The organism is Lysobacter antibioticus (assembly GCF_000731095.1).
GTDB classification, from domain to species: domain Bacteria; phylum Pseudomonadota; class Gammaproteobacteria; order Xanthomonadales; family Xanthomonadaceae; genus Lysobacter; species Lysobacter antibioticus_B.
Genome location: NZ_JMTZ01000039.1, coordinates 52,807 through 74,372 on the forward strand (window position 1 = coordinate 52,807; position 21,566 = coordinate 74,372).

Here is a 21,566-nt window from a genome sequence, read left to right on the forward strand (position 1 = left end):
CCAAGCGTCAGCGTCGAGTGAATCACGCTGCCGCGAGCGGCGTCAACGCGAGCCGCGCCGAAGCGGGCGCTCGACGCGCCCGCCGAGCGCGGCTTGCGACGCCACGCACGCCGCAGCGCCCTCGCCTTCGTCCTACTCGCGCAACTTGCGGTAGGCCTCGAGCGCGTCGTCGCGGCCCGCCGCCAGGTCGACCAGCGGATGCGGCGGATAGTCGGGCGCGTGTTTGCGCAGCAAGGCCGCATCGTGCCAGGGCGCGAAGCGCAGCGGCACCGGCAGGCCGGCGAGCTCGGGCACCCAGCGTGCGATGTAATCGCCGTCGGGATCGAACTTCTCCGACTGGGTCACGGGATTGAACACGCGGAAATACGGCGCGGCATCGGCGCCGGTGCCGGCGACCCATTGCCAGCCCAGGCTGTTGTTGGCCAGGTCGGCGTCGACCAGGGTGTCCCAAAACCAGCGCGCGCCGTGGCGCCAGTGATAGCGCAGGTGTTTGGTCAGATAGCTCGCCACGATCATGCGTACGCGGTTGTGCATCCAGCCGGTGGCCCACAGCTCGCGCATGCCGGCGTCGACGATCGGAATGCCGGTGCGGCCCTGCTGCCAGGCTTCCAGGCGCGGCTGCGACAAGCGCGCCCAGTCGAAATCGGCGAAGCGCGGATTGAAGTTCTGTTCGGGCGTTTCGGGAAAGTGATGCAACAGGTGATGGGCGAACTCGCGCCAGCCCAGCTCGCGCACCGCCGAATCGACGTCGCGGGCATTGCCGGCGTTGCGATGCTCGCGCAGCGCGCTGGCCACTCGCCACGGCGCGATCTCGCCGAAATGCAGATGCGGCGACAGCCGCGAGGTGCCGACCCGGTCGGGGCGGTCGCGTTGTTCGGTGTAGCCGCGCAAAGCGCCGTCAACGAAGGTTTCCAGCGCCGCCCGGGCGCCGGCCTCGCCCGGCGTCCAATGGCTCCAGAACGGTTCGGCCCAGTCGCGCTCCGGCGCCAGCTTGAGTGCGGCCAGCGGCACGCCGTCCGGCCCTTCGCGGGTGCTCGGCAGCGAGGCCGGCGGCTCCCACGAGGGCTCCTCCTTCCAGTTCGCCAGGGCCGAGCGCCAGTACGGGGTGAACACTTTGAACGGCCCGCCTTGCTTGGTCCGCAAGGTCCACGGCTCGAACATCAGCGCGCTGTTGAAGCTTTCGACTTCCAGGCCCATGCCGCGCAGGGTCTGCTTGATCTTGGTGTCGCGACGTTCGATGTGCGGTTCGTAGCGGCGGTTCCAGAACACCGCCTGGGCGTCGGTGGCGAGAATCAGCGACTGCAGCGTGGCCAGGCTGGGACCGAAGAAATGGCGCAGGTGCGAGCTGCGTTTACGCAGGTCGCGATCGAGCGCGGCGAGCGAACGCTGCCGCCAGGCATCCGACGCCGCACCGGGACGCCAACTGGCGTGCTCGTCGGGGGCATGGATGTAGATCGGGATCGGGGTGTAACCGGCCTCCAGCGCGGCACGCAACGCAGGATGATCGGCCAGGCGCAAATCGTTGCGGAACCAGATCAGCGCGGTCGCGTTGGCGTCGGGCATTGCGGCAGCCGCAAGGTCGAGGAGGCGGCAGTATGCCGCGTCCCCCGGCGTCCGGAACGGACGGGGTTCATGCTCGAACCCCGTCCGTGCGATCCCCGCTTACTGGGACTGCAGTTCCGTGATCGCGGCCTGGGTCTGGACCAGACCCCAGCCGGTGTTGTTGTCGCGGCCGGCCGCGTCCAGGTCGACCGCCGTGGTCGCCAGGGCGTCGCGGACCTGTTGCGCGGTCGCGGTCGGCTTGGCGCTCCACACCACCGCCGCCACGCCGGACACGTGCGGGGTCGCCATCGAGGTACCGCTCTTGTTCTCGTAGGCGACGTTGCTGACCGACGGGGTCGCATCGACGGTGGCGGTCTGCCCGGCCAGGGTGGCGATGATGGTTTCGCCGTCGGCCTTGCTGATGCCCACCGCCGGCAGCGTGCTGGTCACCGGCTGCGGCGGCGTGGCCGAGCTGTACAGACCGGCCTGCAGCGGGCCGTCGACGTTGTTGTAGACCACCATGGCCAGGCCGCGGCCGGTCTTCACCTTGGTCGCCTTGTCGGTGAAGGTGTTGGTGCCGCGCTGGCACAGCACGACTTTGTTGCGCCAGGTGTTCGACGAGGCCGTGCACTGGCCGCCGTTGACCCAACCGGCGCTGGCGGTGGTCTGCTTCGAACCGCTGATCGGGTTGGCGGCGAACTGGCTGTTGCCGACCACCAGCGGGTCGTTGGCCAGCGGGGTGGTGCTGTAGGTGTCCACGCCCGGCGCGGCGAGTTCGACTTCGCTGTTGAACTGCGAGAAATCGGCCTTGGCGTTGTTCTGGTCGATCGCCGCCACCGACACCACGCTCGGGTACGAAGCCGGGTAGCTCAGGGTCGCGTTGCCGTCGTTGCCGGCCGCGGCGATGCTCAGCACGCCGTTGTTGGCCAAGGTCTGGAAGGCGTTGCTCTCGGTGGTGGAGCTGCCGCCGCCGCCCAGGCTCATGTTGATGATCTTGGCGCCGGCCGCGGCGCAGCGGTTGGCCGCGTCGACCAGGGTCGAGCTGTAGGTCCACGAGCACTGGCCGTGGCTGCTGCCGTTGTAGCCGTTGCTGCCGAAGATCTTGACGATGTGCAGCGAGACCTTGCCCGGGCTGACGCCGACCACGCCGGTGCTGTTGTTGGCCGCGGCGATGGTGCCGGCGACGTGGGTGCCGTGCCCGCAGGTGTCGGTGTTCCAGCCGGTCGGATAACCGGTGATGGCGATGCCGGCGAAATCCTCGTGGCCCGAATTGATGCCCGAGTCGATCACGCAAACCTTGATGCCTTCGCCGGTGGCCGCGCCGGTGTCGATGACGCCGTCGCGATTGGCGTCCCATACGTCGCGGGCCTGGACCTGGTCGATACCGTAGGGAACGCTCTGCGCCATCGGATAGCGCGGCTGGTCGATCTCGACCGATTCGACGTCGGGGTTGTCGCGCAGGGCCTTGACCGCATCGGCCGACGGCAGGGTCAGCACCGCGGCATTGAGCTTGTCGAACTGGAAGTTGACCGTGGCGTCGCCGCCGTGGGCGGCGGCCAGCCGGGTACGCAACGCCTGCACCTTCTGCTGCACGTTGGCCTGGACCAGGCCGCGGTTGGCGGCGCCCGCGCCGGCACCGGACTTGAACTTGACCCAGACCCGGTTCGGGTTCGGACCTTCGGCATTGGCCATGCTCGAAGCGACCATCATCGCCAGGCCCAGACCCAGTGCGCTCACCAAATTGCGTTGCTTCATTCGTGACTCCCCGAGATAGATTGCGGCCCGGACGCGGTCCGGGCCGGTTAGCCGCGTGCGGTCTTGGCCGCGACGCTCCAGCGACGCTAGCGCGCTCGGGGATCGGCTGGGAATGGGAGGAATCGCCCAGATGAATCATAAATTTGTGATGTACATCACAAATTTATGCTGATGAATGCCGCTTTTTGCGGCCTGTAGGGAGGTCATCCCGTTTATGCGTTGCGCCTTTCGGAGCCCCCCGCGGGAGAGGGCTCGGCGGCCGATTCGCGGCCTCGCGACGCCAGCCGAGACCGGGACGACCAGCGCCCGCGAGCGGGCACCTGCGAGGCGGTCCTGCCCTGCCCTGGATCAGGGTCGCAGCCGCCGAGGCGCTCAGGCTTCGACGAAGCGTACCCGCCGGGTGATCGAGCAAGTCAACTCATAACCGATGGTGCCGCTGGCCTCGGCGATGCGTTCGACCGGCAGTTCCGGCCCCCACAACACCACCGGGTCGCCGACCTTGGCCTCGGGGACACCGCGCAGGTCGATCGTCATCAGGTCCATCGAGACCCGGCCGATGACCTGGGTGTCGTGGCCGGCAACCCGCACCGGCGTGCCCGAGGGCGCCGCACGCGGGTAACCGTCGCCGTAGCCGATCGCAGCCACGCCGACCAGCATGTCTTCGGGGCATTCCCAGGTCGCGGCGTAGCCGATGCGTTCGCCCTTGCCGACCCGGTTGACCGCGATCAGGCGCGTCGACAGGGTCATCGCCGGTCGCAGGCCGAAGTCGGCGCCGGTGCGCCCTTCCACCGCGCTGATGCCGTACAGCAGGCCGCCCGGCCGGATCCAATCGGCGTGGGCATCGGGCCAGCCGAGCACGGCCGCGGAATTGGCCAGCGAACGCGAACCCGGCAGGTCGGTAGTGGCCGCGGCGAAGGCCTGCAATTGCTGGCGCGTCTGCGGCTTGTCGAATTCGTCGGAGCTGGCGAAGTGATTCATCAGCACGATGCCCTCGGCCACGCTCGACGCCGCGGCCAGGCGCGCATGCGCCTCGCGCACGTCCTGCGGAGCGAAGCCGAGCCGGTGCATGCCGCTGTCGACCTTGAGCCAGCAACGGATCGGCTCGCCGGCAGCGGCCTGTTCGAGCATCTCGACCTGACTGATGTGATGGACCACGGTCTCGACGCCGAGCCGGCGCAGCTGCGGCAGGTCGTCGGCTTCGTCGAAGCCCGACAGCAACACGATCGGCTGCGACAGACCGGCCGCGCGCAGGCGGTCGGCGTCGGACAAGGCCGCCACGCCGAACGCATCGGCGCCTTCGAGCGCCCGCGCCACGCGCTCCAGACCATGGCCGTAGCCGTCGGCCTTGACCACCGCCATGACCCGGCTGTGCGGCGCCATGCTGCGCGCCTGGGCGAGGTTATGACGCAGCGCGTCGGTGTGGATGCTTGCGGAAGTCGGTCGTGCCATGCGCCTATTCTAGCGGGCGCCGATGCGCGCCAGAACGCTCGCATGCGAGTCGCCGCAACGATCCCGCGCAACCGACGCGAGCGGCAAAACCTCGCCCGAGAAAAAACCGCGCGGGGCGAACCCTGCGCGGCTTTGGGTCGAGACCGATCGAGTCGGACCGGTCAGGGCGGACCGATCGGGTCGAAACCGATCGGTTCGGGGCCGACGCGGCTCAGTCGCAGCGGCGCTCGATCACGGTTTCCATCTTGTTCTGCTGGTTTTCCTGGATCTTGCGACCGGCGAAGGCGCCGCCGACCGCACCGGCCGCAGTCGCCAGCTTCTTGCCGCTGCCGCCGCCGACCTGGTTGCCCAGCAGGCCGCCCGCGACCGCACCGATGGCGGTGCCGGCGATCTTGTGTTGATCCTTGATCTGCTTCGGACGCTGCACTTCGACGTCGTAGCAACGCGGCTGGTGCGCCTTGGACTTGGACTTGGTCTGCGCGGTAGCCGCGCCGGTCACCATGACGCAGGACATCAGGGCGACGGCGATCGTGGATTTGAGCTTGGAGTTCATGGACTCACCGATAGGAATATGGACGGGATGCACGATGCGCCAGCATCCGTCACGACTGCGTCAACCCAGTCGCAACGCCGCTGCCGCGCATGTTCGCAAGGCTAACGTCGCGATGCTGAACGCGCGCAGGCATGCGTGCGTCTCGACACGGTCGTTCGACGAATCTGCGACGCGCTGCGCGTACGACGCGCATCGCGACTGCCGCGTCGATGCGCGATGCAGTGACGGCTTCGAATCGAGATACACAACGAGGTCGCTCGCCGGCGCATTCGCTCGCGCCGATGCCGTCGCCGATTCGATGCCGGCACAGTTGCGACCGGCCGTTTACGGAAGCCACGCTTGGCGGCCCCGCGAACGCTGCGTCGCCGCGCCAGCAGCCCAGCATTGGCTACCGAGCCCCTCGATCGCTGCCGTGATTCGCTCGGCTTGACACCATACGACACTTGTCGCATGTTTACGACATCTGACGCTGGGAGCCCTGCGATGATCCGCCCGTCGAATGCCGAACTGGAATTGCTGAAGTGCCTGTGGCGCGAAAACGCCTGCAGCGCACGCGAGTTGCACGAGCGCGTCGCGCCGCTGCTGGACTGGTCGTATTCGTCGACGCGCAAGACCCTCGAACGCATGGTCGACAAGGGCCTGGTCGAGGAAATCGGCGAGCACGGGCTCAACGTCTACCGTGCCGCGGTCGGCAAGGTCGCGGTGCTCGCCGCGCTGAGCAGCGACTTCGCCAAGCGCGTGCTCGAAATCGACGGGCCGCTGCCGACCCAGGCCTTCGCCGACAGCCGTCTGCTCAACGAAGACGAGATCGACCAGCTCGAAGCGATGCTGCGCGACGGCGAACCGGAGTCGCAGGCATGACCTTGCCCAGCCTCGAGTTCTGGTCGCTGCACCTGTGCGCCTGTCTGGCGACCGGCGCGCTGGCCTGGGGCGCAGGGCTCGGCCTGCATCGTGCCCTGCGTCTATCGCATGCCTCGCGCGCTTACTGGCTCGGGGTATGGACGCTGGCGGCGTTGCCGACCGCGGCGGCACTCGCCTTGCGTTGGCTCGGGCCGGAGACCCCATCGTGGCCGATAACGCCCAGCCTGCCGCTGCCGATGTTGAGCGATGGCGGCGCCTGGCCGGGCATGACCGGCGCGACGCCGCCGGTCGCGACGGCCGCGACGACCGCGCTGCGCGATTGGCTCGAACCGTTGCTGGCCGCCTTGTATCTCAGCGGCGCGATCGTCGCCGCGCTGCGCTGGTGCTCGGGGCTGCGTGCGGTGCGCCGCATCGTCGCCGCTTCGCGTCCCTTCGACGGCACGCCCGGTGGCACGCTCAACGACACTTCGGTCGCCGTCGAATGCCGGCGCCTGGCCGAGGCCGGCATCGAGGTGCGCAGCATCGACGATGCGACGAGCCCGTTCGCGGTCCGCCTGCCGCGGCCGACCATCCTGGTCCCGGCCGCGTTGAGCGCGCAGATGAGCGATGAACAACTGCGCATGGTGCTGCGCCACGAGGCCGCCCATCTCGCCCGCCGCGACCCGCAGCGCGCCGCCGGGATGCGCCTGGTCCAGGTCCTGCTGTGGTTCGATCCCTTCCTGCGCCTGATCGCCCAACGCGTGCAGATCGCCGCCGAGCTGCGCTGCGACGCCGCCGCCATCGCCGACCGCGCCGACCGCCGCCGCAGCTATGCTCAGGCCTATCTGCAGACCTTGCGCCTGTCCGCCGGCGTGCCTCTGCCGGCCTCGGCTGCTGCGTTCTCGCGCAAGGACCCCGGCCATCACCGGCTGCGCATCGCCCACATGATCGAGGGCGACCGGCGTCGCCGCGTGCCTCCGGCTTTGCGCTGGGTGCTGGCGGCGACGGCGCTGGTCGCAGGCGCCGCGATCGCCTCGGTGCAGATCGCCGCGACGCCGGCAACGACCGCGCCAGCCGCCACGATCAGTCCGACGAGCGCAGCGGCCAAAGCAGTGGCCAAGCCGGCACCCGGCCCGGCCGTCGCCGCCGCCAGTGTGGAGATCGACTTCTCCTCGCCGATGCGCAAGCCGAAGATCAGCGGCCACTTCGGCGAGATCGGCCCGCCGCGCAGCAACCCGCATCGCGGCCTCGACTTCACCGCGGCACGCGGCACGCCGGTGCACGCGCCGGCTGCCGGCGTCGTGGTCGCGGCCACCGAACGCTACGACAACGCGCCGAACTACGGCACCGTGGTCGTGCTCGATCACGGCGGCGGCTGGCAGTCGCTGTACGCCCATCTCGACGCATACGACGTCCAGGTCGGCCAGCAAGTCGTGAGCGGAGAACGCATCGGCCGGGTCGGCACCACCGGCAAGGTCACCGGTCCGCACGTCCACGTCGAGATGCTGCACAACGGCCAACGCGTCGACCCGGAGCCGCTGCTGCGATGAGCCCGATGCCATCAGCCCGATGACTCCGTAGTCGTCTGCGGCGACGCGCGAACCGCGTCGCCGCCCTACCCGGCCAGCCTGTTTGAATGCCCCGCTCATGGGGAGGGCCGGTCTTTGCCCCGCGATCTTCGCCCGCTCCGTCGCCCACAGACGCGACGGTCGCACGACTGCGCCTCCCTCTATCCCGGTCCCTATGCAATCAACACCGTCACCCACCTCGACACCGCTGCGCCAGGCATGCCGTCTGGCCCTGCTCGCCCAGGCGATGCTGGCCTGCGTCCCAGCCGGCGCCAAGCCGCCTCAGGCGGCGCCCGCATCCCCTACTGCTGCGGCAGCGGTCGCCGAACTCGACACCGTGGTGGTCGAAGGCGAACGCCACGACGTGCGCCGCGACGACACCGCCTCGCGCACCGTGGTCACGCGCGCCGAATTGCTCGCATTCGGCGACGCCAGTCTCGCCGAAGCGATGAAGCGTTTGCCGGGCGTCAGCATCGGCACCGGTGCGCCCGGCAGCTCGGGCGCGATTTCGCTGCGCGGCATGGGCAGCGGCTACACCCAGTTGCTGATCGACGGACAAGCGGCCGCGCCCGGTTTCGACCTCGGCGCGCTGTCGCCGGAGATGATCGAACGGGTCGAGATCCTGCGCACCACGACCGCCGACCTGCGCAGCGCCGCCATCGCCGGAACCATCAACATCGTGCTCGGCCGGCAGGCACGCCGCGACAGCGACGAATTCAAGCTGGCCTTGGGCGTGTCGAACGGCCGGCACCTGCCGAGCCTGCATTGGAGCCATTCGCGCCGCGACGGCTATCGCAGCCGTTCGCTCGAAGCCTCGTTGACGCGGCGCGAATACCTGGTCGAGGAAACCGGCAGCGAAATCGCACGCGACCGCGATGGCGTGCTGGCTTCGCAACGCGACACCCGCCTGCGCGTCGATGGCTATCGCGACGCACTGGCGATCGCGCCGCGTTTCGAGCTGACCCTGCAGAACGGCGACACCCTGGCCCTGCAAACCTGGCTCGACGCCGGCCATGCCCGCAAATACGCCGACATCGGCTGGACCACTTCGCTGGGCCCGGAGCTCGATCATGTCCGCTACCGCCAGTTCACCGGCACCGACGTCGTGCAACTGCGCACCGACCTGCACTGGAGCCACGAATTCGCCCAGGCCGGCAAACTCAGCAGCAAACTCGGCCTCAGCGGCAATCGCGAGCGTTCGCGTTTCCGCGAGCAGGGCTATGGGGCCGACGCGAATCAGAATCTCGACGACGCCACCGATGGCCGGCTGCGCGTGCATGCGCTGAGTTCCAGCGGCAAGTACGCCTTGCCGCTATCGGAAGCCGATGCGAGCAACAACGGCCGGCACGCACTCGAACTCGGCTGGGAGGCCGGCCTGGAACGTCGCCGCGAATCGCGTCTGCAGCATCTGCGCGCCATCGGCGGCGAGCCGGAAACGATCAGCGACCTCTCCTTCGACGCCACCCTGCGGCGGCTGGCGCTGTACGCGCAGGACGAATGGACGCTGAGCCCGGTCTGGTCGCTGTATCTCGGCGCGCGCTGGGAGCGTATCGACACCCGCAGCGAAGGCAATCGCTTCGCCACGGTGCGCAACGATGCCAGCGTGCTATCGCCGGTGCTGCAGTCCTTGTGGAAACTCTCCAAAACCCGCAACGACCAGATCCGTCTGGGCCTGAGCCGCAGTTACCGCGCGCCGGAACTGCGTTCGCTGATCCCGCGCCCCTACACCTCGACCAACAACCGGGCGCTCAATCCCGATCAGCAAGGTAACCCGGCGCTGCGCCCGGAGCTCGCGACCGGCCTCGACCTGGCCTACGAAAAATACTGGGACCAGGGCGCGATGCTGAGTCTCGGCGCCTATCTGCGCGAGATCGACGATCTGATCCGCACCGAAACGCAGTTGATCGACGGGCGCTGGGTGGCCTTGCCGGGCAACGGCGGCCGCGCTCGCAGCTGGGGGCTCGAAGTCGACGGCAAGTTCTCGCTGTCGCGCTGGTTTGCCGCGCTGCCGGTCGACGTGCGCTTCAACCTCACCCGCAACCGGTCGCGGGTCGACGACGTACCCGGCCCGCACAACCGCATCGACAGCCAACCGCGCCTGACCGGAACCCTGGCCGCCGACTATGTCGTCAACCCGACTTGGACGGTCGGCGCGAGCTACAGCCATCGCAGCGGCGGCTCGGTACGGACCGGCTTGCACGAAATGGAAAACGAATCGCCGCGACGCGAGCTCGACGCCTATGCCTCGATGAAATTGGGCAAGCGCGGCAAGTTGCGCCTGAGCCTGAGCAACCTGCTCGAACAGGACATCGTCAGCGGCGCGGAGTACTTCGACGAGGAACGCTGGCAAGGCACGCAGCGACGGCGCCCGACCTCGCTGTTGCTGCGAGCGCAGTTGGAAATTGCGTTGTAAACCGCGCCGTCCGTAAACGACGACGGCGCCGTCGAGGCGCCGTCGTCGTGTCTTGCTTGAAGCCTCCGGCCCGGCGCCCGAGGATTACTCGAACGAGCCGATGCTGTCGTGGGCGAGGTTGTCGAAGCGGGTGTACTCGCCGAAGAACTTCAGCTTGAGCGAGCCGGTCGGGCCGCTACGCTGCTTGCCGATGATGACCTCGGCCAGGCCTTTGTCCGGCGAAGTCTCTTTGTTGTAGTAGTCGTCGCGGTAAATGAAGATGATGACGTCGGCGTCCTGCTCGATAGCGCCGGATTCGCGCAAGTCGGCCATCACCGGGCGCTTGTCGGCGCGCTGTTCCAGCGAGCGGTTGAGCTGCGACAGCGCGATCACCGGCAGGTTGAGTTCCTTGGCCAGGTGCTTGAGCGAACGCGAGATCTCGGAGATTTCGGTCGCGCGGTTTTCGCTGTTGCCCGGCACCGACATCAGCTGCAGGTAGTCGATCACGATCAGGCCCAGGTCGTGCTCGCGCTTGAGGCGGCGCGACTTGGCGCGCAGCACCTCCGGCGACAGGCCCGGGGTGTCGTCGATGAAGATCTTGGCTTCGCGCAACTGGCGGATCGCGCTGGTCACGCGGCTCCAGTCTTCGTCCTCGAGCTGGCCCGAACGCAGGCGCTGGGCGTTGACGCGGCCGACCGAGGAGATCAGGCGCAGGGCGAGCTGGCTCGCCGACATTTCCATCGAGAAGATCGCCACCGCCTTCTTGCTGCGGAACGCGGCGTACTCGGCCATATTCAGCGCGAGCGTGGTCTTGCCCATCGCCGGACGCGCGGCCAGGATCAACAGGTCGGTCGGTTGCAGACCGGCGGTCATCTCGTCGAATTCGGTGTAGCCGGTGGCCAGGCCGGTGACCGCGCCGCCGCTGGCGTAGCGCGTCTGCAGCACGTCGAAGGCTTCCGACAGCGCCTTGGTGACCGGGGTGAAGTCGGTGCGGCCGCGGGCGCCGGCTTCGGCGATCGCGAACACCTGCTGCTCGGCCTTGGCCAGGATCTCGCCGCTGTCGCGGCCATCGGGCTGGAAACCGTCGTTGACGATCTCGGTGCCGACTTCGATCAGCTTGCGCATCACCGCCTTGTCGCGAACGATCTCGGCGTAGGCGGTGATGTTGGCGGCCGACGGCGTAGTGCTGGCCAGTTCGATCAGGTAAGCGCCGCCGGCGACCTGTTCGGACAGGCCTTGCGAGTCGAACCACTCGCCCAGGGTCACCGCGTCGAACGGCCGGCTCTTCTCGGCCAGGTCGCGGATCGCGCGGTAGATCAGTTGGTGATCGCGGCGGTAGAAATCTTCCTCGACGATCTGGTCGGCGACCCGGTCGTAGGCGTCGGGCGCGAGCATGAGGCCGCCGAGCACGGCCTGTTCGGCCTCGATCGATTGCGGCGGCACCCGAAGCTGGTCCACGCGCTGTTCGGCGCGGGTCTCGAAACGTTTTTCGCTACGGAATCCGCCACGTGCGCTCATCGGGAAAGACGATCCTCGTCGTTCGGCCGCGTGTGCGGCCAATCGAGCCGATCAAGGCTCAGGGGCTGGTGAGGGCGCCGGCGATCCGGGGATCGGCGTCGATGGGTGTCGGTCGACGTCGCAGGAAGGAGGCCGGACACGCATCGTAGTCGCGATCGGGTCGTGCCCGTTGCAGATAACCCTGTGGATAAGAAGGGGACAACTTGCCCTTTCTATGTCACGAGCGCGTCGCACAGACTGCGACGGCCAGGGGCCTGCCCGGAGATCCGACACCCGCGGAAAAAACGAAGGGCGCCTTTCGGCGCCCTTCGCAGTCTTACGATCGGGCGGTCGCGATTAAGCGGCTTCGCCGGCGACGATGACCTTGACCGTGACTTCGACGTCGGCGTGCAGGTGGATCAGCACGTCGTATTCGCCGGTGCGACGGATCGGGCCTTCGCCCATGATCACTTCCGACTTGCCGACTTCGAAGCCGGCCTTGGTCAGCGCCTCGGCGATGTCGCGCGGGGTCACCGAGCCGTACAGCTTGCCTTCGGTCGCGGCGTTGGCGTGGACGGTCACCGAAGCGCCTTCCAGACGGGCCTTGCGGCCTTCGGCGCCTTCCAGCAGCGACTTGGCCTTGGCTTCGTACTCCGCACGGCGGGTTTCGAAGTCGGCCAGGTTGCTGGCGGTGGCCGGAACGGCCTTGCCCTGCGGCACGAGGTAGTTGCGGCCGTAGCCCGGCTTGACGTTGACCTTGTCGCCGAGGTTGCCGAGGTTGGTGACTTTCTGCAGGAGGATCAGTTGCATGGTCTTGCTCCGTGTTCGTTAGCGGGCCTGTAGGTCCGCAGCGGGATTCGCTGTCCGAAGAAGCGAGGAATGAATCGATAGGAGTGAGTTGAGAGGAGTGAGAAGTGATCGAAAGCAAAGCTTTCTCTCGTTGCTCACTCCTCGAAGGCGGCAAAGCCGCCATTCACTCCAAAGCCGTTAGGCGTTGTGGTTGTCGGTGTACGGGATCAGCGCGAGGAAACGAGCGCGCTTGACCGCCGTGGCCAGCTGGCGCTGGTACTTCGACTTGGTGCCGGTGACGCGGCTCGGCACGATCTTGCCGGTCTCGGTCAGGTACTGGCGCAGGGTGTTGAGATCCTTGTAGTCGATCTCTTTGACGCCTTCGGCGGTGAACTTGCAGAACTTGCGGCGGCGGAAAAACTTGGACATGGGGGCAATCCTCAGGCGGCTTCGGCGTTGTCGTCGGCGTTGTCGGCGGTGCCGACGGCGGTCTCGCTATCGTCGTCACGACGACGACGCTCACCACGCTCGCCGCGCTCGGGCTTGTCGCCCTTCTCGTCCTTGAACTTCATGATCAGCGACTGCTCGGTGTCGGCGTCGTCGCGCTTCATGACCAGGTGACGCAGCACGGCGTCGTTGAAACGGAAACCGTCGACGAGCTCGTTGAGCACCGTCTGGGTGACTTCGATGTTCAGCAGGACGTAGTGGGCCTTGACCAGGTTCTCGATCGGATAGGCCAGCTGACGGCGGCCCCAGTCTTCGAGACGGTGGATCTTGCCTTCGCCGCCTTCGATCAGCGACTTGTAGCGCTCGATCATGGCCGGCACCTGCTCGCTCTGGTCCGGATGGACCAGGAACACGACTTCGTAATGACGCATGGGTGTGTTTCCTTGTGGATGATGGATCGCCGATGGCGACCCGGTTCAGCCCCCCGGGGTCCGGATGCGGACGCGGTGGAGCAAGGTCCCGACCGGCCTTGGGCCGTTCGAGAGCCGGAAAGTATGGCAGGACAAGGGCTTAGGTGCAATGCGGTGCGGTATTTGCCTGCGAAGGCCTGCGTGGCCGGCTTTGGGTAGGAGCGGCGCGAGCCGCGACCGGGCGCTATCAGCCGCCGCGCCTTTCGCCGCCGCCCGGCTTGTCGCGGTCGCGGCTTGCGCCGCTCCTACCCATGGGGCCGGGCTCCGGCCCCTATCTCATCATTTCAAGAGATCAGCGTTTCTTCGATTTGGCGGGCGCCTTCGCCGGTGCCGGCTTGTTCGCCGCGATCCAAGTATCGATGTGCTTCTCCAGCACTTGCAGCGGCACCGAGCCGGTCGACAGCACTTCGTCGTTGAAATCGCGCAGGTCGAAGGCCGGGCCGAGCGCCTTGCGCGAGCGCTCGCGCAGCTCGGAGATCTTCAGCTGGCCGATCTTGTAGGCCAACGCCTGGCCGGGCCAGCCGATGTAACGGTCGATCTCGTTGACCACGTCCTGCTCGGTCTTGGGGGCGTTGTCCATGAAGAACTTGATCGCCTTGTCGCGGCTCCAGCCCTTGCTGTGCATGCCGGTGTCGACCACCAGCCGGACCGCGCGCCACATGTCGTAGGACAACTGGCCCATGCGGTCGTAGGGGTCGTCGTACAGGCCCATGTCGTAGCCCAGGCGCTCGGCATACAGGCCCCAGCCCTCGCCGTAGGCGACGAAGTAGCCGGTGCGGCGGAACATCGGCGCGTCCGGCAGCTCCAGGCCGCGGGCGAACTGGAAGTGATGGCCCGGCACCGCCTCGTGCAACGACAGCGGCATCATTTCCCAGGTCGGGCGGACCTCGGGCTTGTACAGGTTGACGTAGTAGTAGCCGGCCCGGGTGCCGTCGACCGCGCCCGGCAGGTAATACGCCGTGGTCGTGTCCGGGGCGACGTTGTCGGGGATCGGGCGTACGCCGTAGGGCTGGCGCGGGATCAGCTTGGAAATCTTGACCAGCTCCGGGTCGATCCGCTTGGAGATCGCCTGGTAGGCCTCGAGCAGCGCCGCCGGGGTCTTGTAGAAGAACTTCGGGTCGCTGCGCAGATAGGTGAAGAACTCCGCCAGGGTGCCCTTGAAGCCGACCTCGGCCTTGACCTTCTCCATCTCGGCGCGGATGCGCGCGACCTCCTTGAGGCCGATCTTGTGGATCGCATCGGCGCTCAGATTGGTGGTGGTGAAATCGGCGGCGAGGAAGTCGTAATAGGCCTTGCCGTCGGGCAAGTCGCTGGCGGCGATGCTGGTGCGCGCCGCCGCCAGGTACTCCTTCTCGAAGAAGCTGCCGAACTCGCGGTAGGCCGGCACGATGGTCTCGGCGATGACCTTCTTGGCCTCGGCCTGCAAGGCCTTGCGCTCGGCCGCCGGCACGCTGTCGGGGAAGCGGTTGAAGGGCTTGTAGAACGGGCTCTTGCTGGGGTCCTCGACGATCTGCTTGGCGATCTGGCCTGGCACGCGTTGCATCAGCACGCGTGGCGGGGTGATCCCGGCCTTGGCGCCCTCGCGCAGCAGGGCCTGGTTCTGTTCGATCAGCACCGGCAAGGCGCGCATGCGCGCGAGCCAGTCGCGGTAGTCCTTGACCTGTTCGAACGAGAGGCCTTCGACCAGGCCGTCGGCGGTCTGCACGCCGCCGCTCTGCCCGACCGGCGCCAGGTATTCGCGGTACTTCTGCCGCTCGATGCTCTTGCCGAGGTTCCAGCCGAACACGTCGTAGTTGAGCTGGTCGGCTTCCGACAACTGGCTGCGATCGATGGCCTTGAGCTTGGCCAGCGCCTGGCGGTCGCTCTCCTGACGCGCCTGGATCGCGCTCAGGCTGGCGTCGGTCCAGCGGTCGTTATAACGCTTGTCGCCGTTGAAGCTGGCGCCTTCGGGGTTCTCGCGCAGGCCGCGCTCCCACTCCTCGTCGAACAAACGATGCAGCGCCTCGGTGGAGGCGTTGGCATTGCGCGTGGCGGATGCGGCAGTGGCGGGCGCGGCCGTGGCCATCGAGGCCAACGGCGCGGCCAGGCCCACGGCGATGGCCGCGGCGAGCAGAACGGGACGGAGCATGGTGCGGATTCCCCAGGAGACCAGCGGCCGAGTCTAGCCCGGCCTCGCGCCGCTGCCGCATGTCGAAAGTTGGCGGCAACGCCGCACCGGCCGCAATCGGCAAAGCGCATCGAGCGCGCTGGAAGCACCGCGATCCGTCAGAGCGCTGCGAAGCGCAATCTCGATACGGACCGAAGCAGGTCCGGCTTACGCCGCCCTGCCCTAGTCGAACTCAGGCAGCGTCGGCCTGGGTGGTGAAGCTTTCGCCGCAACCGCATTCGGCGGCGGCGTTCGGGTTCTGGAACACGAACATCTCGCCGAGGCCCTGCTTGAGGAAATCGATGCGAGTGCCGTCGACCAGCGGCAGGCTGATCGGGTCGACATAGATGCGCACGCCGTCCTGCTCGAACACGGTGTCGCCTTCGCGCTCGTCGCGGGCCAGGTCGGCGATGTGCTGCCAGCCCGAGCAACCGGTACGGGTCACGCCGAAACGCAGGCCCAGCGCGGTCGGCGTTTCGGTCAGGAAATGCTGGACACGTGCGAGCGCGGCGGGGGCGAGGGTCACGGACATGGCGGTACTCGTAAGAATGTTGTGCTCGATGCCGGCTGCGGCCTGGAAGGCTGCGGCCGGATCGGCGCTACCGGAATGGTAGCAGCCTGGCATCGGCGGGCTGTACCCGATATGGCGGCATTGCGACGGCGTTCAAGCAGACGTCCTGTCGCCGCCAGCCTGTCGCAGCGCCGGCAAAGACGCTGCTTCAGGCCTGAACGCCTCAGTCGCTGCGCCCTGCCCCGGTCGCCGCGGCCGGGGCCGGGGCCGGCGCCGCATCCGGCGGCGCCATCAGATAGGTGGCGAAACTGCCGAGCCAATGGGCACCGGCGTAATGGCTGTCGCCGACCGCGATCAGGCCGAGTTCGCGATGCACGGCGGCGGCCGCACGCAAGGCGCGGATGCGCCGATCGCGCGGCGGCAATCCGGCGGCGATGCCTTCCAGCATCCAGGCCCGGCTCAGGTTGAGGCCGTCGAGATGGGCGAGCTTGCCGTCCTCGGGGTCGAGCACCACGGCCGGGACCAGCCAGTCGGCGCGAGCGCGGCGCGGCACCTGCGGCAGGAACTCGCGCAGCCAGCGGGCGTACTCGTCCGGCGCCAGCACCCGACGCATCAGATCGGCTTCGGCCAGGCACGGCGAAAGGAAGTCCTGTCCGGAAGGCTCATAGGCCAAAGGGCAGTCGCGGTCGCCCTGGTAGAAAAAGCGCGAGCGGGCGATCAGGGCGTCGCGCAGCGCCTGGTCGCCGCTGCGGCGGGTCCAGTCCAGGGCCAGGCCGAAAGCGAACGCGGTCTGGCTGTGTTCGCCGACGCGGATCGGGCGGGTCAGTTTCGGCAGCCAGCGCAGCAGCCGTGCAGCGGCTTCGCGCTCCAGCGGTTCCAGCGCCGCCGCCCATTGCCGCGCCTGCGGGTCGTCCCAGCCGCGCAACTGCGAGCCCAATTGCAGCAGCCAGGCCAGGCCATAGGGGCGTTCGAAGGTCTCGTCGCTGCTGCGGCGCAGATACGCCAGTTCGCCGGCGATGTTCTCGCCGGTCAGGTTGCGCGCCAGCGCGGCCCGCGCCGGCGCGGCGAACGGCGCCTGCGGGAAACGCTCGACCAGCCGCGCCAGCAACCAGTGCCCGTGCACCGAGGAATGCCAGTCGTAGCAGCCGTAGAAGGCCGGATACAGCTTGCTCGGCGCGGCCACGTCCTTGGCGCCTTCGAGGCGATGGCTGATTTTGTTCGGGTATTCGCGGCCGACGCAGCTCAGCGCGAGACCGGCGAAATGGCCGGCGCGTGCCTCGTCGAGCACGACCACCGGCAGGGGCTCCGGCGCAGGCGCCGCTGCGGCCGCCTGCGCGCATGTCGCGGCCGCCGCCGTGGCGAGCATCCAGCCGGCCCACCCGCGTCCCCATCGCCTGCCCCATCGCCAAACCCGATTCATGCCGCGCCTCGCCCCCGTGGTCCAAAACGCAGTCTAAGGCCGCGGCGACCGGCACGCCCTGTGCCGGCAGCATCCGTTATCATCGCCGTCCTTTACTTTTCAACGCGCTGGGGCGGCATCACATGACGGTGGTTAGCGTCGAACAGGCACTCGCGGGCAAGATTCCGGCGGGCGGCGAAGTCACGGTACGCGGCTGGGTGCGTACCCGTCGCGATTCCAAGGCCGGACTGAGCTTCGTCAACGTCAGCGACGGCTCCTGCTTCGCACCGATCCAGGTCGTGGCGCCGAATACGCTGTCCAACTACGACGAGGAGGTCAAACACCTCACCGCCGGTTGCTCGGTGATCGCCACCGGCATCCTGGTCGCCTCGCAGGGCCAGGGCCAGAACTACGAGATCCAGGCCTCCAGCCTGCAGGTGGTCGGCTGGGTCGAGAACCCGCTCACCTACCCCATGCAGCCGAAGGCGCATACGCTGGAATACCTGCGCGAGTTCGCCCACCTGCGCCCGCGCACCAACCTGTTCGGCGCGGTCACCCGTATCCGCCACTGCCTGTCGCAGGCCGTGCACCGGTATTTCCACGAGAACGGCTACTACTGGATCAGCACGCCGATCATCACCACCTCCGACGCCGAAGGCGCCGGCCAGATGTTCCGGGTCTCGACCCTGGACCTGGCCAACCTGCCGCGCGAGAAGGACGGTGCGATCGATTTCTCGCGCGACTTCTTCGGCAAGGAAACCTTCCTGACCGTGTCCGGCCAGCTCAACGTCGAGGCCTACTGCCTGGCGCTGAGCAAGGTCTACACCTTCGGCCCGACCTTCCGCGCCGAGAACAGCAACACCACCCGCCATCTGGCCGAGTTCTGGATGATCGAGCCGGAGATCGCCTTCGCCGACCTGATGGAGAACGCGCGGGTCGCCGAGGACTTCCTCAAGTACCTGTTCCGCGCGGTGCTCGACGAGCGCGGCGACGACATGGCCTTCATCGCCGAGCGCGTCCAGCCCGATGCGATCACCCGCCTGGAGACCTTCGTCAACTCGCCGTTCGAACGCATCGACTACACCGATGCGATCTCGTTGTTGCAGAAGTCGGGGCAGAAGTTCGAGTTCCCGGTCGAATGGGGCCTGGACCTGCAGACCGAGCACGAGCGCTGGCTGACCGAGCAGCACGTCGGCCGCCCGGTGGTGGTGCTGAACTACCCCGAGCACTTCAAGGCCTTCTACATGCGCCTCAACGACGACGGCAAGACCGTCGCGGCGATGGACGTGCTGGCGCCCGGCATCGGCGAGATCATCGGCGGCAGCCAGCGCGAAGAGCGCCTCGACGTGCTCGACACGCGCATGGCGCAGTTCGGCCTGGACCCGGCGCATTACGACTGGTACCGCGATTTCCGCCGCTACGGCACCGTGCCGCACGCCGGTTTCGGCCTCGGCTTCGAGCGCCTGGTGGTCTACGTGTGCGGCCTGAGCAACATCCGCGACGCGATCGCCTACCCGCGCGCACCGGGCAGCGCCGAGTTCTGATCCGCCCGTGCCGGCGTGCTGCGGCCGTGTTCGTGACGACATCGCTCGGTTCGCTCCGTGCCCGTGATCCCCTGCGCAGGCGCGGATCCAACGACCTTGCAGGCTCTCGCACGAAGGGCCCTGGATCCCCGCCTGCGCGGGGATGACGGCCCGGAAGTTCGGCATGATCGGGCGGTAGCGCCCGCGACTCCCCGCCGCTTTACCCCGCCACGGCCGCGGCACATGATGGCTTCCGGCATCGATTCAGGCCCTTGGGCCACAGAGGTAAGACGTACGTGATCCTGTTCCTGGCCCTGACCTTCGTCGGCATCGCGATCTCCGCATTCTGCGCGTTCGCGATCTTCTGGCCGCTGGCCCTGGTCCACCTGCGCGACCGCCATCCGGCCTTGCGCGGCGAACTCGGCGAGGCCGCCTTCGCCAATCCGTCCGCATGGGGCTGGCTGCTGCGCCAGCGCTATCGCGCCGCGAGCGACCGCAACCTCGACGGCCTGGCCACGCCGGCGCGGGTTTCGTTGCTGATCGTGTTCGCTTCGCTGGCCTGCGCGGGCCTCCTCTGGCTGCTTTCCATGATGGTGCCCTGATGACCGAAAACGAATACGACACCCATTCCACCCCGGCTTCCGGCGAAGGCCAATGGTGGCTGGCCACGCTCGGCCGCACCGTGGTCTGGGCGCGTTTGCGCATACGCGAGGCCGGCACCGCCGAAGTCTTCGACAGCGACGCCAACACCTTGTCCTACGACAGCGAAGACACCGCCCGCGCCGCGCTCATGGACGCCGAGTTCGTCGAGCTCGAAGGCCTGGACGAAGAGGACGCGCAGGCACGCGGCTTCGCGCTCGACGAGCTGGTACCCCCGCAAGCCCAGGACGACAAGACGCTGGGCACGCTGATGATCCAGAAACTGCCGCAGCGCCACTGAGCCCGACGCCATGTACCTGCCGCGCGCCTTCGCCGAAACCGACCTGGGCGCGCTCGACCGCCTGGCCGACGCCTACGACTTCGCCACCCTGATCACCGTGCGCGACGACGCGCCGACGATCAGCCACTTGCCCCTGCTCTACCGACGCGACGGCGAGCAAGTCGAACTGCGCGGCCATTGGGCGCGCCCGAACCCGCAGGCGCGCCACGCCGGCCCGGCCCTGGCGATCCTGCAAGGCCCGCACGCCTACGTGTCGCCAGGCTGGTACACCGACAAGGAAAGCGCGGCGCGGGTGCCGACCTGGAACTACGCCATCGCCCATCTGCACGGCGAGCTGCAGACTTTCGAAGACGAGGCCGGCCTGGCCCAACTCGTCGACGACCTCAGCGCCCGCCACGAAGGCCGCATCGGCAGCGACTGGCGCTTCGAAGTCGAACGCGAGGAACTGCGCCGGCAATTGCGCGGCATCGTCGGTTTTCGTTTCAAGGTCGAACGCATCGCCCTGAAGTTCAAACTCAGCCAGAACCATCCCCTGGCCAATCGCGAAAACGTCGCCACCCAGTTGCAGGCGCAGGACCGCGACGACAGCCGCGCGGTCGCCGCGCTGATGCGCGAGCGCATGGCCCTACCGAGCAGCGGAGACTGATATGGATCTGAACTTGAGCGGCAAGCACGCCTTGGTCTGCGGCGCCTCCGAAGGCATCGGCCGCGCCGCCGCGCACGAGCTGGCCCTGTTGGGCTGCGACGTGACCGTGCTGGCGCGCCGCGCCGACGCCCTGGCCACGGTCGCCGAGGCCTTGCCGCGCAGCGGCGCGCAGGCGCACGGCTGGATCGCCGCCGACGTCGCCGACGCGGCCACCCTCGCCGCCCAGGTCGAAGCGCTCGCAGCCGGCAAGCCGGTGCATATCCTGGTCAACAACACCGGCGGCCCGCCTGGCGGCCCGGCGCATACCGCCCTCGACAGCGCCTATCTGGACGCCTTCCAGCGCCACCTGCTCGCCAACCAGACCCTGGTGCGCGCGGTGCTGCCCGGCATGCGTTCGGCGCAATGGGGCCGCGTGGTCAACGTGATCTCGACCTCGGTCAAGGAACCGATCGTCGGCCTCGGCGTGTCCAACACCATCCGCGGCGCCGTTGCGAGTTGGGCCAAGACCTTGTCGCGCGAACTCGGCGCCGACGGCATCACCGTCAACAACGTCCTGCCTGGCTACACCCAGACCGCGCGCATCGAACAGATCATCGGCGACCGTGCCCGCAACAGCGGCCAAACGCAGGAGGCCGTGATCGAAGCCATGCGCAAGACCGTGCCGGCGAACCGCTTCGCCGCCCCTGGCGAGATCGCCGCCTGCATCGCCTTCCTGTGTTCGCCGGCCGCGGCTTACGTTAACGGCGTGAGCCTGGCGGTGGACGGTGGGCGGATGCAGTCGATTTGATCTGACGGTTGGGCGAATGCCTTCGTCCTAAGGGAGCGAACACGCGCCGAATCCAGCGTTATCCCACTGTAGGAGCGGCGTGAGCCGCGACCGCGGGATGCGCAGAAGCAACAACGCCGGTGCCGCGCATCGAAGCGGCGTGTTTCCGCGAAGGTAGGAGCGGCGTCCTACTGGATTTCCTTCGGTCACAAGCCGCGACCGCGCTGTTTCAATCTCGCGGCGCATCGCTCCCGCAAGATCAAGATCAGGATCAAATGCCAAAAGCTTCCGCCACTAAAGCGGCGGGTTACTTTCTTTTGTCATAAGCAACAA

The 21,566-nt window shown here is 67.9% G+C and carries 19 protein-coding genes; 8 read left to right on the forward strand and 11 right to left on the reverse strand.

What is annotated here, in order from left to right:
- Positions 1-132: 132 nt before the first annotated feature.
- The 4 genes from EX88_RS0113185 to EX88_RS0113200 all read right to left on the reverse strand — a co-directional run bounded on the left by EX88_RS0113185 (position 133) and on the right by EX88_RS0113200 (position 5,299).
- The gene (locus EX88_RS0113185; RefSeq protein WP_031372461.1) at positions 133-1,563 is read right to left on the reverse strand and encodes a cryptochrome/photolyase family protein; all 1,431 of its coding nucleotides are present in this window, start codon (positions 1,561-1,563) and stop codon (positions 133-135) included.
- Positions 1,564-1,662: 99 nt separating this feature from the next.
- Positions 1,663-3,297 carry a S8 family serine peptidase gene (locus tag EX88_RS0113190; RefSeq protein WP_036148835.1) on the reverse strand — a complete coding sequence of 545 codons (1,635 nt, stop codon included), beginning with the start codon at positions 3,295-3,297 and terminating at the stop codon, positions 1,663-1,665.
- A 372-nt stretch (positions 3,298-3,669) separates the two neighbouring features.
- The gene (gene alr / locus EX88_RS0113195; protein ID WP_031372463.1) at positions 3,670-4,746 is read right to left on the reverse strand and encodes an alanine racemase; all 1,077 of its coding nucleotides are present in this window, start codon (positions 4,744-4,746) and stop codon (positions 3,670-3,672) included.
- Between the two features lie 211 nt (positions 4,747-4,957).
- Positions 4,958-5,299, reverse strand: coding sequence for a glycine zipper 2TM domain-containing protein (locus EX88_RS0113200; RefSeq protein ID WP_031372464.1), 342 nt, complete (start codon positions 5,297-5,299; stop codon positions 4,958-4,960).
- 483 nt (positions 5,300-5,782) lie between these two features.
- Between EX88_RS0113200 and EX88_RS0113205 the strand changes: the two genes are divergently transcribed.
- The 3 genes from EX88_RS0113205 to EX88_RS0113215 all read left to right on the forward strand — a co-directional run bounded on the left by EX88_RS0113205 (position 5,783) and on the right by EX88_RS0113215 (position 10,120).
- Complete coding sequence (locus EX88_RS0113205) at positions 5,783-6,160, forward strand: BlaI/MecI/CopY family transcriptional regulator (protein ID WP_031372465.1); 378 nt, start codon at positions 5,783-5,785, stop codon at positions 6,158-6,160.
- Positions 6,157-7,689 carry a M23/M56 family metallopeptidase gene (locus EX88_RS0113210; RefSeq protein ID WP_031372466.1) on the forward strand — a complete coding sequence of 511 codons (1,533 nt, stop codon included), beginning with the start codon at positions 6,157-6,159 and terminating at the stop codon, positions 7,687-7,689. The genes EX88_RS0113205 and EX88_RS0113210 overlap by 4 nt, the downstream gene beginning before the upstream one ends.
- 193 nt (positions 7,690-7,882) lie before the next feature.
- A complete protein-coding gene (locus EX88_RS0113215; protein WP_161786124.1) occupies positions 7,883-10,120 on the forward strand; it encodes a TonB-dependent receptor plug domain-containing protein in 2,238 nt (745 codons plus the stop codon).
- Between the two features lie 84 nt (positions 10,121-10,204).
- Here EX88_RS0113215 and EX88_RS0113220 read toward each other — a convergent pair whose 3' ends face one another.
- From EX88_RS0113220 to EX88_RS0113250, 7 genes are all read right to left on the reverse strand, one after another.
- On the reverse strand, positions 10,205-11,617 hold the full coding sequence (locus EX88_RS0113220; RefSeq protein ID WP_031372468.1) for a replicative DNA helicase: 1,413 nt from the start codon (positions 11,615-11,617) through the stop codon (positions 10,205-10,207).
- A gap of 336 nt (positions 11,618-11,953) precedes the next feature.
- Positions 11,954-12,406 carry a 50S ribosomal protein L9 gene (gene rplI / locus EX88_RS0113225; RefSeq protein WP_031372469.1) on the reverse strand — a complete coding sequence of 151 codons (453 nt, stop codon included), beginning with the start codon at positions 12,404-12,406 and terminating at the stop codon, positions 11,954-11,956.
- A gap of 177 nt (positions 12,407-12,583) precedes the next feature.
- Positions 12,584-12,814: a 30S ribosomal protein S18 gene (gene rpsR, locus EX88_RS0113230; protein WP_031372470.1), complete on the reverse strand. Its 231-nt coding sequence runs from the start codon at positions 12,812-12,814 to the stop codon at positions 12,584-12,586.
- An 11-nt stretch (positions 12,815-12,825) separates the two neighbouring features.
- Complete coding sequence (rpsF, locus tag EX88_RS0113235; RefSeq protein ID WP_031372471.1) at positions 12,826-13,263, reverse strand: 30S ribosomal protein S6; 438 nt, start codon at positions 13,261-13,263, stop codon at positions 12,826-12,828.
- 331 nt (positions 13,264-13,594) lie between these two features.
- The gene (locus EX88_RS0113240; protein WP_081930946.1) at positions 13,595-15,430 is read right to left on the reverse strand and encodes a DUF885 domain-containing protein; all 1,836 of its coding nucleotides are present in this window, start codon (positions 15,428-15,430) and stop codon (positions 13,595-13,597) included.
- 211 nt (positions 15,431-15,641) lie between these two features.
- Positions 15,642-15,980: a HesB/IscA family protein gene (locus EX88_RS0113245; protein ID WP_031372473.1), complete on the reverse strand. Its 339-nt coding sequence runs from the start codon at positions 15,978-15,980 to the stop codon at positions 15,642-15,644.
- Positions 15,981-16,182: 202 nt separating this feature from the next.
- Entirely contained in the window at positions 16,183-17,253 is a 1,071-nt protein-coding gene (locus EX88_RS0113250) for a DUF2891 domain-containing protein (protein WP_200875844.1), read from the reverse strand.
- A 248-nt stretch (positions 17,254-17,501) separates the two neighbouring features.
- Between EX88_RS0113250 and asnS the strand changes: the two genes are divergently transcribed.
- The 5 genes from asnS (at position 17,502) to EX88_RS0113275 (ending at position 21,254) form a co-directional block, all read left to right on the forward strand.
- The gene (asnS, locus tag EX88_RS0113255; protein WP_031372475.1) at positions 17,502-18,902 is read left to right on the forward strand and encodes an asparagine--tRNA ligase; all 1,401 of its coding nucleotides are present in this window, start codon (positions 17,502-17,504) and stop codon (positions 18,900-18,902) included.
- 275 nt (positions 18,903-19,177) lie between these two features.
- Positions 19,178-19,483, forward strand: a complete 306-nt coding sequence (locus tag EX88_RS0113260) for a hypothetical protein (protein WP_031372476.1) — start codon at positions 19,178-19,180, stop codon at positions 19,481-19,483.
- Positions 19,483-19,821: a hypothetical protein gene (locus tag EX88_RS0113265; protein ID WP_031372477.1), complete on the forward strand. Its 339-nt coding sequence runs from the start codon at positions 19,483-19,485 to the stop codon at positions 19,819-19,821. The genes EX88_RS0113260 and EX88_RS0113265 overlap by 1 nt, the downstream gene beginning before the upstream one ends.
- A gap of 10 nt (positions 19,822-19,831) precedes the next feature.
- The gene (locus EX88_RS0113270) at positions 19,832-20,467 is read left to right on the forward strand and encodes an FMN-binding negative transcriptional regulator (protein WP_031372478.1); all 636 of its coding nucleotides are present in this window, start codon (positions 19,832-19,834) and stop codon (positions 20,465-20,467) included.
- 1 nt (position 20,468) lies between these two features.
- Positions 20,469-21,254: an SDR family oxidoreductase gene (locus EX88_RS0113275; RefSeq protein WP_031372479.1), complete on the forward strand. Its 786-nt coding sequence runs from the start codon at positions 20,469-20,471 to the stop codon at positions 21,252-21,254.
- The last annotated feature ends 312 nt before the right edge of the window (positions 21,255-21,566 follow it).